Source organism: Paenibacillus thiaminolyticus (assembly GCF_003591545.1).
GTDB classification, from domain to species: Bacteria; Bacillota; Bacilli; order Paenibacillales; family Paenibacillaceae; genus Paenibacillus_B; species Paenibacillus_B thiaminolyticus_A.
Genome location: NZ_QYZD01000004.1, coordinates 143,903 through 160,025, shown reverse-complemented (window position 1 = coordinate 160,025; position 16,123 = coordinate 143,903). Strand labels below are relative to the sequence as shown.

The 16,123-nt window shown below is 38.0% G+C and carries 9 protein-coding genes; all 9 read left to right on the top strand.

The annotated features are described in order from the left end of the window. The first annotated feature begins 50 nt into the window (after nt 1-50). The 9 genes from DQX05_RS07075 to DQX05_RS07035 all read left to right on the top strand — a co-directional run bounded on the left by DQX05_RS07075 (nt 51) and on the right by DQX05_RS07035 (nt 16,045). Nucleotides 51-416: a hypothetical protein gene (locus DQX05_RS07075; RefSeq protein ID WP_119792166.1), complete on the top strand. Its 366-nt coding sequence runs from the start codon at nt 51-53 to the stop codon at nt 414-416. 211 nt (nt 417-627) lie between these two features. Beyond that, nucleotides 628-2,346 (top strand): methyl-accepting chemotaxis protein, encoded by a 1,719-nt coding sequence (locus DQX05_RS07070; RefSeq protein ID WP_119792165.1) that lies wholly within the window; start codon nt 628-630, stop codon nt 2,344-2,346. A gap of 314 nt (nt 2,347-2,660) precedes the next feature. Beyond that, nucleotides 2,661-4,454, top strand: a complete 1,794-nt coding sequence (locus DQX05_RS07065) for an RICIN domain-containing protein (protein ID WP_119792163.1) — start codon at nt 2,661-2,663, stop codon at nt 4,452-4,454. A 258-nt stretch (nt 4,455-4,712) separates the two neighbouring features. Beyond that, nucleotides 4,713-5,132, top strand: coding sequence for a hypothetical protein (locus DQX05_RS07060; protein ID WP_119792161.1), 420 nt, complete (start codon nt 4,713-4,715; stop codon nt 5,130-5,132). A 22-nt stretch (nt 5,133-5,154) separates the two neighbouring features. Further along, complete coding sequence (locus DQX05_RS07055) at nt 5,155-7,428, top strand: TULIP family P47-like protein (RefSeq protein WP_119792160.1); 2,274 nt, start codon at nt 5,155-5,157, stop codon at nt 7,426-7,428. A gap of 112 nt (nt 7,429-7,540) precedes the next feature. Then, the gene (locus DQX05_RS07050) at nt 7,541-9,016 is read left to right on the top strand and encodes a TULIP family P47-like protein (protein WP_182914651.1); all 1,476 of its coding nucleotides are present in this window, start codon (nt 7,541-7,543) and stop codon (nt 9,014-9,016) included. 23 nt (nt 9,017-9,039) lie between these two features. Then, entirely contained in the window at nt 9,040-10,773 is a 1,734-nt protein-coding gene (locus tag DQX05_RS07045; RefSeq protein ID WP_119792156.1) for a TULIP family P47-like protein, read from the top strand. A 90-nt stretch (nt 10,774-10,863) separates the two neighbouring features. Further along, nucleotides 10,864-13,425 (top strand): binary toxin-like calcium binding domain-containing protein, encoded by a 2,562-nt coding sequence (locus DQX05_RS07040; protein WP_119792154.1) that lies wholly within the window; start codon nt 10,864-10,866, stop codon nt 13,423-13,425. A 64-nt stretch (nt 13,426-13,489) separates the two neighbouring features. Next, nucleotides 13,490-16,045, top strand: coding sequence for a binary toxin-like calcium binding domain-containing protein (locus tag DQX05_RS07035; protein WP_119792152.1), 2,556 nt, complete (start codon nt 13,490-13,492; stop codon nt 16,043-16,045). Nucleotides 16,046-16,123: the final 78 nt, after the last annotated feature.

Below are 16,123 nucleotides of genomic sequence, written 5' to 3'. Positions count from 1 at the left end.
AAATTGTTACCGTTAGCATACTTTACGAAATGAGGAAGGAACAACGTAGTATGAATAGTAGTGTGAATAATAAGTCTAGTTTATTTCAAGTGATCGGTGAGCTTAATAGGGGCGAGCTTCAGTTTAAAATTTGCGAATGGAAGTTATTGATTGAGACGAAAAGATATCTTGAAATTAAAGCACCGAATGGGATGGTAAAAAGAATCTACAAGGAGAAAATAAATGTTGTTATTGGCGACACAAAATACTATGCCGATGGACAGCTCTCATGTTCAGCATTTTGCAGTGAGGATGATATTTCAAACATAAAAATAGCTATCGTAAAACAACTCGAACAGCAAATAGCTGCATTAATGTCTGACCTTAAAATAAACCAAAGTGCTCTCTCCAAAAAAATAATCACTGATGAACTGTAAATTAAAAAGTAATTTTGTATATTTATTCTCTACCTCAATGCTAAAAAAAGATATTTTACGTAAAATCTAATCAATTAAAATAATGATCTATGTAACTATTGACTTAAGTTTAAGTTGATATAAAGAAAGAGGGAAGAAGGGGGATAGCTCTTAAAAGGTTTTCAACGTTTGCTTTCAATTGAATCAAGTTATAACAAAGAGGTGGAACTGAATGATTACGAAACTTAGAAATATCTCGGCGGGAAAAAAGCTGTCACTATTGGTAACCACATTAATTCTATTTGTCGCCATTTCCAACATTATCAGTATCAGTGTCTTGAATTCGTTAACGAAAAACACCGAACAAATCATTAATGAGCGCTTAGTGCCTTCCATTATATTGGGTAGCTATTCTTCTTTAAATCAGTTTATACATACCCAAATTTTACAAGACATACTCGAGACTGATTATCAAAAAAGGATAGACATAGAAAAAAATGTGATGGATGCAATTGAAAAAAACAGAAAAAATCTTGCTGCTTATCAAGAAACGAACTTATCTCCTGACGAGGAAGTCCTCATTAACTCAATGCACAGCATATATCCTAAATACTTGGATGCCGTAACACACGCCTTAGGACTGTCAAGAGAGAATAAGAGCCAAGAAGCTTATGATTATATCCAGACTACAGGACTCGCTATATTAAACGAAATGGATGATCATGTTGAATCTGTAAATAATTTGAATATCAAATTAGCCGAGCAATTACGTGATGTGAGCTCGAAACAAGCAGTCACCACTAGAAGTTTGCTTCTAGGCGTAACCATCCTGCTTATGATAATTGGAGCCGGCATGGGTATCGCATTTACCAGAATCATTGTCAAGCCGCTCAAAAAAGTCAGCGAAGTCATGAAAAAGGCCGAAGAAGGGGATTTTACCCAGAAGATTGATTATCCTTTTTCAGATGAAATCGGCCAAACCTCACATGCCATTGATCATATGCTCAATAGGGTGAACGGGTTTACCAAACAAATTGCACAAACATCACAACAGATAGCATCATTTACCGAGCAGCTTAACGAAAGCGTATCTCAGACGAGTGCAGCAAGTGAACATATTGCACAAAATGTACAGGAAATAGCGGAAGGTGCGGAACATCAGGTGCAGCTAGTGGATCATGCTGCAAATAGTTTGAATCAGATGGTAGAAGATACGGATGTATTAATCACGACTCAAGTTGCCTCCGTTAACGAAGCCGTAACGAACGCATCCGATAAATCAACGGAGGGAAATAAAGCTATTGAGTTTGCCGTAAACCAGATGCAATCGATTCATCGAGTTATATCTAACCTCGAACTTACCATTCAAGGTTTACATCGGCGTTCTAGCGAGATTGCTCAAATCATGGACTTGATTAAAGACATTGGAGAACAAACAAATCTCCTGGCCTTAAACGCTACCATTGAGGCTGCGCGAGCAGGGGACAGAGGACGCAGCTATATGGTTGTAGCTAACGAAGTACGTAAGCTTGCTGAACAGTCTTCTCATTCAGCGGGCAAAATCGGGAACTTAATTAACGCGATACAGGATGAAACATCCGAGGCGGTACAGTCAATGCAAAGGACAAAAAATGAGGTGATAGCCGGGGTGAGCGCCGTTGGCGATGCAGGACAGCTTTTCGAGGGAATCAAGGAATCGGTAGAAGAAGTAGCCATCCATATTGAAAAGGTAATCTCTTCCGTAAATCAAATGACAATTGACGCCGAAGCAATACAAAATACGGTTCAATCTGTTAATCATTCAGCTATACTTTCCTCTTCCCGTTCGCAAAATATTTCTGCGGCGACACAAGAGCAACTCGCTTCGATGGAAGTAATCTCTGCATCCACCGGCGAACTGACTCAAATGGCTGCTGATCTTCGCTCTCAACTTTCCTACTTTAAAGTATAAGAGGAAATCCGAGCTTTTTTACCTCGATAAAACGGGCCGTTTCAGGTTTCATTCCTGAACGTCCCGTTTTTTTGTTTTTTTATAGAGCAGGCCCGACAAGATCGACGCCGCAAAATCGTTTCCACCTCCTTCATTTACATCTGTAAGGTCATATAAATGCTTAATGAAAAGGCATATATTTTTTCATTCATAGGTGAAAATATGTGTGCTTTTTTTTAGAAAGTTATAGATATACTTTGCTTGTAGTCGTGATTTTCATAATGTGAAGGTTATTTCCGTGTATAATTTTGACTCGTAAAAAGGAGAGGGTACTCATGAAAAAATTAATTGATGAAAAAGCAGCTAATGTTCTTCCAGACGGTACGTACAAAATACAAATCGATGGCAGCAAAGAAAGTAAAGTTTTACAACATGAAGGTACCTCAGCGGTAATTGCAGAATGGGCTGGAGAGCAATCTCAAAAATGGGACATTAGGTATCAGTCCCCTAATTGGCAAGGGATTGGCGGATATGTTATCCAACCAGCAAATACGGATAGATTTCTTGCATGGGATAGAAATAAGGGGAGTTCTGTAATTGTATCTACAATTCCTGCAGCAGATATACAGTATACACGTTTTTGGAGAGTTGAGAAAACTCAAAACAACACATATATATTTAAGAATAACCATGCTCCGAACCCTAATCTAACTATAAGCGCAAAAACACTTCAGGTACTAAGCGGACATAATTACGAGTTTACTTTGAGTACAGACTTGAATAAGCCTATTCCTAAAGGAAGAGCTCTAGTAATTACTTCAGATCCACAATATCCTTGGACCAAAAATACAGATAATAACGTGCCAGAAAGTGATAGTGATAAAGAAAGAGAGTCTGAAAGATTAATACGAGAGCAATATCAAAGTATTAATAGTTATAATAATACGAAACAACAATCTTCGGTTATTATCAATGGAGATATAACCGCATTCGGGCATTCTTGGCAGCGGACCAAAATGCTTAATACACTTCTTCCTATACTCAATAGAAATTACTACTTTGGGCTAGGCAACCACGATATTGAAAATAATCAAGGTGACTGTGCTGATGATGCATGTTTTGGCGGATCGATGTTAATGCTAAAGAGTCATATTGAGAAACTTGGTTTGCCGACATCCCAATATGATATCAAAAAAGCCTCTACTAGTTGGAGTGAACCTTGGAAGGGGAGTTTTGCTTATGCAATTGATTTCGGTATTATCTATTCACTACAATTAAATAATTTTCCAACCATGAACGCATATGGAGGAAGCTATTCGAATTATTATCAGATCCATGAAAACTTAGATTGGATAGAAGCAAATCTGAAATATGCTTCGAAACTAGGTAAAACAATTATTGTGAATGTGCATAAACCGAACGACTGGAAGGGGGGACCAAACCAGAGATTTATTGACCTATTAGAAGAGTATGATGTGAAAGCTGTATTTGCTGGACATTATCACAAAAGCTTAGGAACCTATTCAGCAAGCAGATTTTTTGGTAAGGTACCTGTTTTTTTATCGGGTAGTGCATCTCAATCTACTTATTTGATTGTAGAATATGATCTCGATACGATGAATGTGTACAAAGTAACCAATAATAATTGGGAAGAAAAAAAACTAGTGAAAAGTATTAAATTGAATAATGGAACTTCCAGTACTTACAAAATTGTAACTGCTTTAAATGACTCAAGTGTCGTTGATATGTCTTTACAAAAAAACGGGGATGTTCATTTATGGAAATATGGCGGTGCTTTAAACCAAAAATGGAAACTTATCAATGATGAAACGAAAAAGGCATATCAATTCAAAAATATGTACGATGAGAGTCTAGTATTAGCCTGGAATGACTACATGGGCTCAAGGAATGTATTTGCTACACCTAATCAAGGGAAAGATGAGCATTATTGGCTCCTTGAGGATACAGGAGATGGTTATTATATTTTAAAGAATAAAAAGTACCCTTATTTCGTATTGGATGTAGATAAGGCTGACACTGACAATGGAACAAATATTAAAGTGAATGAGCAACATGATTTTAGTAGCCCGTATATTAAAGCACAAAAATTTAAATTGATTCAAGTTTGAAAGCCCTTTCGAATGGTTCTTTTGCATACAGTTCTCAGGCTGTCGAGAATATCTCGACAGCTATTTTTATATTATAAATTTTCACACGACACTTTTTTCATTGATAGATGAAAAAATATATCCTTTTTAAGGAATTTCAAAAGCTATACTTTAAGCGTAATAGAAAGGAGGATTGATTTTATTAGGAAAAGAACGGGAAAAGATTTTATCTGTCAAGCCTTTTCAAAATCTTGTTCGGTATTGAAGGAGGTGATGAAAGTGAATATTTTTCCTTATCATTATGATGATGCACAGACCTCATTCGATGGCACTTTTTCGATTAAGAAAATAAACAAAGAATACCATTACAATTATGCTTACTTTCAACTTCATTTTTTAGATGGCCAATTCCTTTTGAAAGATGCGCATCAAAATAAGATGTATGAAGAAAATGTCACAGGAGTCAAGGCTGTCGTAGCTCTTAAAAAAGAGTACATGCAAGAAATTCCGCCGACTTATCAAAAGAACCTGATTTTTAGAAACGTAGGTGGATTAGAGAAAAACAAATATGACTTGATGGTAGTAAACACCGATTTAGACAATAAGTTAGCGAATAAGTTGGTTTTAAAAGGAATGCTGCATCAGAAAATAAAGGAGCTTTTTATAGGGAATGAAAAGTACCTGTTGACAATCAAATGAGGAATATAGAGGAGGAATCAATATGAGTGCCGGAAAACTGGATACCCTTACAATCTATGATTGGAATCAAACAGTTAATGATGTGAAAAATCAAGGAAGCATGCTTGCAAGAAACTTTCCAAGCTTCTTCTCTCAAGAAATTAATGAGCAGACCATGAAGGCAAAAGTAACAGGAATATGGCTGAAATGGGAACTAACGAATGAAGGCACGGGACAATATCCTATTTATAAATGTTATATAGAAGATGGAACATTGGAAGTGGATGTAGAAAATAAAAAGACGAAGTATGACTTAAAAAACAGTTGGATTAAAATTTGCGCGAAAATCGAAATCGATAAGAGCAGTTCGACTGACATGTATAAGTTTTCAGAAAAAGAAGATGCCTTATACTCTATCAACCATTCTTTCCATTTTGATAAAGAAAACGGATTTGCTTCTAATCTGTTAGAGCATTTGCTCGTATCGTGGTTTAAGGAACATAGAAATCTATTAAATAATCATGTTAACAATTACAGGATCCATGTTCGTACGTCAAATGACTTGACCCTGGCTGGATGGGATACCGGTTATGTAACGTCGTTCTCAAATGTAAATAAAACCATTCTAGAGAAAGAACTGTATCCTAAGGGCTTTGATAACGAAATGATGGATAACTCATTGGGAATCCCGCTATTTTTTAGTATGAAAGGAACATTTGATTCTTGGGAAATCACCACAGGAGCAGACGGCCAAAATGTAAACTTTATTTTAAAACTTGGCGAGAATAGTGCGTTTACTAATGAAAGTTCAAATCTTACCTACGACTTTTCTTCTGATGCGTTCTTGAAAGTTCAAGTGAGATTAGAATATTTCAATTCAACAGAAAAAACGATGGAAGATCCTACCGGTTTGAATGATGGGAATCAAGTTGAATTGAGAGTAAAAACAGACCGGGACCAAAATCAGAATCCCCCAGTGGTTCTTGTGGATTCTTACTACTCCGAAGACCTTACAAGTCCGTTGTTGAACAGTATCGCAACTAGTATGGTCAAGGAATGGTTAAATGAAAACATCGATAAATTCGAAAATATTTTTTCCTACTTTCTTTTACAAGAAACCGCAAAAAACGAAGATTTCCAATGGTTGAAGCCGACGACCGCTTATTACGGAGTAGCAAGCGTCGAGGGTGAAAATAAGATGCCGGATTTGGACAAGAGTGTCTTTTCCGTTATGTCGATGGTCGAGAATCATGTAAATAAATTTCCACAGCACACAGTAGATGCCCGATTATTGCACGCCGTGAATAATGAATCAGCCTTTGGAATTGATATGCCATTATTTGTGGAGAAATGGGTAGAAAATGCGTTAGTTGCAATGCAGATTGGTACACCAGAACAATTTGAAAAAACGGATAATGGATTGGTTATCTCGAATAAAGAGAGAATTAAGTTCGCCACAATAGAAAATGACTCGGGGAATGACGTGCCTGGTTATGTTGATGAAGGTAAATTCAGACTGGGCATAATCAACAATCAGCTTGTTCTAGAGATGGAAGACCTGTACTGGGAACAGGCAAGAGGAATGATGGGCCATGTTAATTATAAGCAAAGCTTTGACATTACCCTAAAAAGCGGTGTTGATGAATTAGGTAAAGAATATAGTAACGTCTTGATTCCCATTGAAAATACGGATCCTACCATGTTAATGACCTTTACAATTGAAGATTGGAAGAAGAATGAGAATTTGATTATTGAAATCGTTACAGGGGTCGCTATTGGAATTTTGGTAGGTTTTATTCCTGTCGGTAAGATATTCACAAAATTAAAAGATGTTGTAAGAAAAGCTTTTCGGCAATCCGGTAACCGTATGTCAGCCGAACTAGGATCAAGTGTCGCGATCGCCATGAGAGAAATTGCTCAAGAATCTGGAGAAACAGGGGCAGCATTCTTCAGAAGAATGAGTCAGGAAGCAGCTGATGAAGTTACCTTGTTCACTAGACCGGGAATCACTACTCAGCAAATCATAAATGAAGTAGCAAATAAGCCGGAGAGCTTTTTCTCAAAGATATGGAAAAATAAATATAAGGTTATAGGAGGAGTAGTTGGGGGAGCAGTAGGGGGAATGGTGCCAACGGCCATTATTGGAGCCATCCAAAATGCACAGCAAGAACATTATTCATTACTCCCAACAATCCATGAATTTGTCGCGAATTGCGTAGGAACCGTAAACTGGCCCGACAACAGTGAATTTCAAATTGAAACCGCTCAGCTTCAAGGCATTTATTTAATGGGTGGAAAACTAAATAAGGAAAATTAAAGATTTGATCAAAAGCAATCCTTCTAGATTAAGAAATTACACTCAAATGCGGGGAGCGCCGGACAAGACGTTCCCCACTTTCAAAATTTGAAGTAATGAGGTGATGATGCACGTGACGATTACCCATTCAACCAGCACTTTTAATTGGGATACCGTATTTGCCATTCCTATTGCAGAGGTTAACCGCATTATAAGGGAGCAAAAAAGCAGTCCGCAACATTTTGAGCTGAATGACTCCAATCATAATTTCAAAGGGGATTTTGGAGAATGGCAAATTATTACCGGCGGTGACGGAAATAGCATTCGAATGAATATACCTGTTCGGAATTTTCAGACATTTCTGAGTGAGGATCTGTTTACAGGTGAATTTGGATTTCAATCCGCGGATTTGAATGTCCAGGTTAAGCTCAATTACCTGCCACATGAAAATATATCGAATAAGACAACGAATGAACAATTATATGACTTGAAAATTAAATCAATAAGCTCTGATCCACTTTATGATCCTGTAGTGATAGCCATTTCGCTCAAAAATGTTGAAGGCCTATTTTTCCCATGGAGCTTGAGAAGCAGTTTGTTTATTGATCTCCAGATGATCTTGAAGGAATTATTTATGCAGCAAATCATTAAATGGTTGACATTGAACTTGGAAGCATTCAACCACACCTTTAGTGTCGTTAACTTGAATCTGTATATTAGCGATGAGGAACCATGGACTTGGTGCAAGCCTTCTTATGTCGATTATGCATACACAGATATTGAAGAAGACCTGGACAAAAGCTTGTTAGGAGTATTGTGTATGACAGGAGGAAGAAAAGGGGGAATACAGCAGCAGCAAAAGTTGGACGCCTATGTCATTCCGGAATCGTCGAATGCCGGGTTTCTAATCGCAGAAGAACGATTTTTATTAGATGTATTATTACCAACTTTACCAATGAAGTTCGAATATTCAACGATCAATGACTATGAGGTAATCAATGCAAGTGGGGAAGCAGGTCAATATCAATATATATTGAGACTGAAAAAAGACAGAAAAATTAAGTTGGATAGGGTAGAAGTGAACGGATCAAAATACGATCCGTACATGACCGAGATGAGCCTAAGTTTAGTAAACGACACATTAAAGCTGGAAGCAGCCACAGAAACTTCTATAGGAGTAGGTGGCGTGGTAGGTTGCAGAACGATCAACTGGTATAAGTTAAAACTGGCGGAAAACGGAAATGGCGAACAAACGATAGCATATGAAGAAGCTTTACAGCCTACGGTAACACATTATGTCATCAAAGAAGGTTCAAATTGGGTATGGGAAGTTATAGCAGTCATTATAGGACTTTTAGCTCAGGCTGTCTTAGCCATATTTACAGCAGGGGCATCCTTATTGATAGGATCCATTGTCATCTTAATATTGACGGGTGTTTTAGCTAAAACCCCTGATATTATTCAAAATTGGAATATTAATACGTCCCCGAGCATCGAACCTTTTTTAGAAAATACGACTTCCGAAATTATTTGGAATGCCAGTGACACTTTTAAATTAGATTATGCCGGGTTAGCAGGACCGCTCCAATTAGGTGGGAAGTTTGTATAAAAGAGTAGAAAGAAGGTGTTAATGTGAATACTTACGGTTGGGACATCATTTATGTGAATTCAAATGAGAGTATAAATAAGCAACTAAAGAAGTATATGAATGAAACTAAAATAACCTTTACCTATGAGGATGAAAATACATCTGTCAGCTTAACTTTTGATAATTGGGAGATTGTTCCCGGGGGATCAAGTAAACTCTTGCGAATGAAAGCACTTGTGAAAGAGGGGGAGCTGACCTTTATGGGGCAGCGCACACTGTTACACGGTATATGCCCTCTCTTTGAAGTTCAACTTGGTTTCTTTGATGACAATAAATCCTATATTCAGAAGCTAATGTTTAACTTTCAAGTAAAGGGAGAGAAGGAAGGCGATCAAAGGGAAGGAGCAATTACGGTAATTAATCCGGATGTAAATAAAATATTTGCTGAAGGAAGCATGATTTACACCCTTTTAAATTTAACATTAGCAGATATGTTTATAGCAAACAAAGAGAAAATATCTTATATCTTTGCACAACTGAATATATCACCGGACATTCCGTGGATGCAACCTAAAAAGTACAAATATTCTTATTATTCTCCGACTTCCAGTAAAGATAAAGGGTTTTTGTCAATTCTTTCCGTCGTAACGAATCGGGACATATTTGGACTCACAGAGGGGATTGATGGTTCAATCCTGGATAATAATCATGATAGTTTTCTGGTGCTGTCTGAACGATTGTTTCTCGAGCATATCATTATGCCGGAATTGCCAAATTCATTTGGGAATGGAACAACAAAAAACCATTTTAAATTTGAAGGTACATCGAATACAAGCGGGGTCATCAAGAATAGCAGGAATATAAATTGCGGTTCGGTACGCTGGGGTTTAATCGATTATTATCCGATACTAACGGATTTAAAAATACAAGTCGAAGGCAACAGCCTTCGGATGAAAGCAGCAGGAGAATGTGACATTACGGGACTGGCAAGCTCGTATGTAACATTTGAAGTCGAAACGAAAAATACTTTTTATTTTAATAAAACTTCGAAGAGAATTGAATTTAAGCCTGACAGTAATCCAAAAGTAAGTTACGAGCGCCATATTCCATGGTGGATATGGATATTAGGAATAGCAGCTCCTATAGTGGATGTTATTATCCATTTTGTCACTGACGCAATTTCCGGTTCTGTTGCCGGAAATATCAAAATTGATACCAATACTTCTATTGGTGAGTTAAGAAGTGAAGTAGTGAAGTGGAGTGGTATGGATCAAGAAGAGATTACAGATTGTGTGTTTGATGTAGCTTTTTGTATAAAAGGTATTAAATTGAATAATGGAAACTCCAATACTTACAAAATTGTAAGTGCTTTAAATGACTCAAGTGTCGTTGATATGTCTTTACAAAAAAACGGGGATGTTCATTTATGGAAATATGGCGGTGCTTTAAACCAAAAATGGAAACTTATCAATGATGAAACGAAAAAGGCATATCAATTCAAAAATATGTACGATGAGAGTCTAGTATTAGCCTGGAATGACTACATGGGCTCAAGGAATGTATTTGCTACACCTAATCAAGGGAAAGATGAGCATTATTGGCTCCTTGAGGATACAGGAGATGGTTATTATATTTTAAAGAATAAAAAGTACCCTTATTTCGTATTGGATGTAGATAAGGCTGACACTGACAATGGAACAAATATTAAAGTGAATGAGCAACATGATTTTAGTAGCCCGTATATTAAAGCACAAAAATTTAAATTGATTCAAGTTTGAAAGCCTTTGACAATTCAGAAGTTGCAGATTGTGTACTTGATGTTGCCTTGTGTATAAAAGGGAAAAATAAATAAGAAGGAAGGAAGAACGATGAAAGAGACGAGGCGAACCGTGGAAAAGCAACAAGATCAACAAGTATTAAAGTCTGTGGGACAATTTTTCTTTGGAGAGAATTTGGACGAACCGGCTTTTGTCAGCGGGCGTGGGATGAATGGGTTTAAGATCGATCCTGGCCAATTGGAAGGAGCTGATTTGAAAAAGAAAGTAAAATCAGCCCGATGGATTGCCGATTTTACACCAAAGCAAACGGGCCTTTATAAATTTATAACCAGCTCAAATCCGTATACACATATCTTTGTGGACGGACAAGAAGTAAAAGATAATGAAGTAACATTGACAGAAGGCGAGCATTATACATTTGTTATCCTCTATTTTGGGAACCCGGACGTAAAGCAAGAAGACTTGCTTCAACTAGAAGTGAAATATACATGCAACCGGCAAGAAACCGAAGAGATCGCAGCAGAGGACTTCTCCATTCCCAGAGAAATTTCCTTCGATAGTCTCCCCGTGGGCATTGTACCTCGAGCGGAAGGGAATGAAGAAAAGCTTATAGATACGGATAAGGATGGAATTTATGATGAATGGGAAATAAACGGATATACAGTAATTAATAATGTGGCTGTACCATGGAATGAGAAATATGCCGCTCAAGGATACAAAAAATATGTGTCCAATCCGAATGAATCCCATACGGCAGGGGACCCCTACACTGATTTGGAAAAAGCTAGCGGAAGAATAGATCACAATATACAAAAAGTGGCTTGGGATCCGCTTGTTGCAGCGTATCCAAGTATCACGGTGGGGATGGAAAGGCTAATTCTGTCCGATAATAAAGAATTTAGTTCATCGTCAGGAAAGAGTGTCAGCCGGGAGACATCTTCCAGCTCCAGTGCCTCCAATACGGAAGGAATTGATGTGAGTGCGGGTTTTTCTCTCTTGCAAGGGTTCTCAGGATCCGTTACCGGCCGTTATTCGCATACATCTACGCATACGGTTAACTCTGCACAGACTTCAGGACAGGACTGGTCCACACACTTAGGTTTAAACTCTGCGCAGGCAGCCTATGTAAATGCCAATATCCGCTATTACAATACCGGAACAGCTCCTGTGTATAAATTTATTCCCACCACTAACTTAGTTTTAGGGAAAGAGACGATTGCTACCATCACAGGACAAAAGAATCAGGAAGCTTTCAGCTTGGCTCCGAGTCAGGCCTACCCTAAAAGACACTTACATGGTATTGCCTTAAATACGTTAGATCAGTTCAGCTCCACTCCTATTTCCATGAATATCAATCAAGTGGACAGGCTAGAAAATGGTGAGAAATTGAAATTGGAAACGACCCAATTTCAAGGAGCATTTGCAAGAAGAGATGCGGCAGGGAGACAAGTCGTTACAGAGGAAAACGAGTGGGCCAATTATATCCCGCAAATTGAACGTGTGACAACCGGACTCCTGATTGATATTACAGGCGGACCGATGATAGAGCGCCGTATTGCGGCAAAAGACCCTGATAATCCAAATGACCTTACACCGGAGCTTACACTGGGCCAAGCGCTGGAAAAAGCGATAGGGGCTTACGAAGAAAAGGATAGATGGTATTTTGACCGTGCGGATAACACGCATATTCTGAGTCCGAACCTGGTCCATTTTATTTATAATCGCAAAACGGAAAAAAAGATTAAAAAGGAACTGGAAGGGAACAAGAATATAAAAAATATCTACGATATGACAATCCGGCCGGGGATGAATATTCACATCAGTGTCCCGCTAGTATGGGATGATTTTAAGGATGAAGAGGGAGACTGGAAGGGGGGTTCATATGACCCGACGAATGGGTTGAATAACGGCAGATGTTACAAGATAGATCCGAACAGAGAAGTGTACAAGGAAGGGATTGTTTTTAAAGCCAATTCAAAATATCTAGTTATCATGGATATGAAAGGAAATGGTGCGGGTAAGGCTACGATTGAGTTCGGTGGAACAACAAATGAATTCGATATTCCTAACGGATATCGCAGACAAAAGGTAATGGTAGAAGTATTTGATTTTCCAGCCGACTTTAATAAATTGAAAATTTCGACAAGTAGTTCAGGAAGCGTTTACATGGATAATTTTTCGATTGTAAAGGTAGGAAATGCATGGGACAAACTGAAAGAGGAAAATGAAGATTATTCTAAAAAGGTTGCGGGGCGAACTTTTTCCTTTAAGTCCATGAATCCAGAAAGATATATGACTAGCTTTGCAGGTGAAGCCATTATGGCAAATTCAACAACAATGTTTGATCAAAAATTCAGGCTAGAATACCGGAGGCCTAGGGGAGCATTCTACATTCTTAGTTCTTCCAATAAAGTCTTGACATGGGATAGAGGCAGCCAAAAATTGATTTTTGCAGACAATACATCTGTGCTAAGCCAGCTTTGGTTCTTTCAAAAATCCGGAAGCAAAGGCTATAAGATCGTAAGCGCTGCAGATAGAAGTAAAGTGCTGGAATACGGCCTTGAAGCCGTAAATAATACAATCCCGATTCGAATCGCGACATTAGATGAAGCAAAAAATAATCAATATTTTACGATATCTCCTCCATTTTAATGAAAAAAGCTATGAATCTAAATGAATAAGAAAAAAATGAGTTCTAAAGAAGGAGAGAAGAACGATGGAAAAAACAAGCCGAATCAAGGAAAATCAACAAATGCTAAAATCGGTGGGTCAATTTTTCTATGGAGAGAATTTGGATGAACCGGCTTTTGTCATCGGACGTGGAATGAATGGATTTAAGGTAGATCCAAGCCAATTAAAAGGAGTCGATTTGAAAAAGAAAGTAAAATCAGCCCGATGGATTGCCGATTTTACTCCAAAGCAAACCGGTCTATATCAATTTATAACCAGTTCAAATCCATATACACATATTTTTGTGGATGGAAAAGAAGTAAAGGATACGGAAGTAACACTGACAGAAGGAGAACAGTATACATTTGTTGTCCTCTATTTTGGAAACCCGGATGTGAAGCAAGAAGACTTGTTTCAATTTGAAGTGAAATATACATGTAACCAGCAAGAAACTCAAGCGATTGCAGCAGAAGACTTCTCCATTCCCAGACAGGTTTCTTTTGAATATCTCCCCGGAGGCAGTGACAACACCGAGGATGAACAGCCTCTTTTAGATACAGATAATGACGGAATTTATGATGAGTGGGAGATAAACGGATATACCGTAATTAATCATTTAGTTGTGCCTTGGGATGAAAAATATGCCGCGCAAGGATACAAAAAATATGTGTCCAATCCCAACGAATCCCATACGGCAGGAGATCCCTACTCTGACCTGGAAAAAGCCAGCGGAAGTATAGATCGGAACATAAAAAAAGTAGCTTGGGATCCGCTTGTTGCAGCATATCCAAGTATCACGGTGGGGATGGAAAGGCTGATTCTTTCCGATAATAAAGAGTTTAGTTCATCATCAGGAAAAAGAATCAGCCGGGAGACGTCTTCCAGCTCCAGTGCTTCCAATACGGAAGGAATAGATGTGAGTGCAGGTTTTTCTCTCTTTGAAGGGTTTTCAGGGTCTGTTACCGGCCATTATTCGCATACGTCTACGCATACGGTTAACTCTGCACAGACTTCAGGACAGGACTGGTCCGAACAATTAGGTTTAAATTCTGCGCAGGCAGCCTATGTGAATGCGAATATTCGCTATTACAATACAGGAACAGCTCCTGTGTATAAATTTATCCCCACCACAAATTTAGTGTTAGGGAAAGAGACGATTGCCACTATCACAGGGCAAATGAATCAGGAAGCCTTCAGCTTGCCTCCAGATCAATCGTATCCTAGAAGACATTTACATGCGATAGCCTTGAATACGTTAGATCAATTCAGTTCTACCCCTATTTCCATGAATATCAATCTAGTGGATAGATTGGAAAATGGAGAAAAATTAAAGTTGGAAACGACCCAATTTCAAGGGGCGTTTGCCAAAAGAGACCCCGCAGGAGGACAAGTAGTCATCGAAGAGAATGAGTGGGCGAATTATATCCCGCAAATCGAAAGTGTAACAACCGGAATCCTGATTGATATTAAGGGCGGCCTAATGATGGAGCGCCGTATTGCGGCAAAGGATCCTGATAATCCAAATGACCGCACACCGGAACTTACGCTAGGTGAAGCATTGATAAAATCGATAGGGGCATATAAGGCGGGGGAAAATTGGTATTTTAAAGATGAGTATACAGATGAAGCACATATGCTGAGTCCGAACCTGGTACATTTTATCTATGATCGAAGAACAGAAAGAAAGATCAAAAAAGAACGCGAAGGGAATAAAAATATAAAAACGATTTACGATATGACAATCCGGCCTGGAATGAATATTCAAATCAGTGTCCCTGTAGCATGGGATGATTTCAAAAGTAACAATGGAAACTGGGACGGAGGTTCATACGACCAAACGAATGGCTTGCATAATGGCAGATGTTACAAGATAGAGCCGAATAAAAATGTGACCTACGATTTGGATGATATTACATTAGAAGCAAATTCTAAATATCTTATTAGCATAGATGTTAAAGGAAACGGTACGGGTAAGGCCACTGTTGAATTTGGCGGAACAACACGTGAATTCGATATTTCTAACGGATACAAAAGGAAAAAGATGATGTTTGAAATATTCGAATTTCCAGATGATTTTGGAAGCCTCACTATTTCAACGAATAGTACGGTATATATTGATAATTTTTCAATTATAAAAATAGGAAATGCATGGGATAAATTGAAAGAGGAAAACAAAGAGTTCTCCAAAATCAATGATCAAAAGGATTTTTATTTTGCATCTACCGATTTAACAAAATATATTACCAATTATAAGGATGAAGCATTTATAAAAAAATGGGATGCTAATTCCAAACAAGAATTTAAACTGGTCTATCATGTGTATAGGGGAGCCTTTTACATTTATGACATACCGGCCAAGAAAGTTCTGACATGGGACAGAAGAAATCAGAAATTAATATTTATGAATGATTTGGGTGTACGATATCAACTTTGGTTTTTACAAAAATCAGGAAACAAAGGATATAACATTGTAAGCGCCGCAGATAGAAGTAAAGTGTTGGCTTACGACATTGAAAAACCACCAGATCTAACACCACTTCAAATTGCGACATTAGACGAAGCAAAAGCGAATCAATATTTTGTGTTATCGCCCGTAAAATAATATGTAGCACCTAGGGAATATATCTAAAGATCGCAATTGGTTTTCCTGGACAAACCTTGCCTTTTCTGGCGGGTTTGT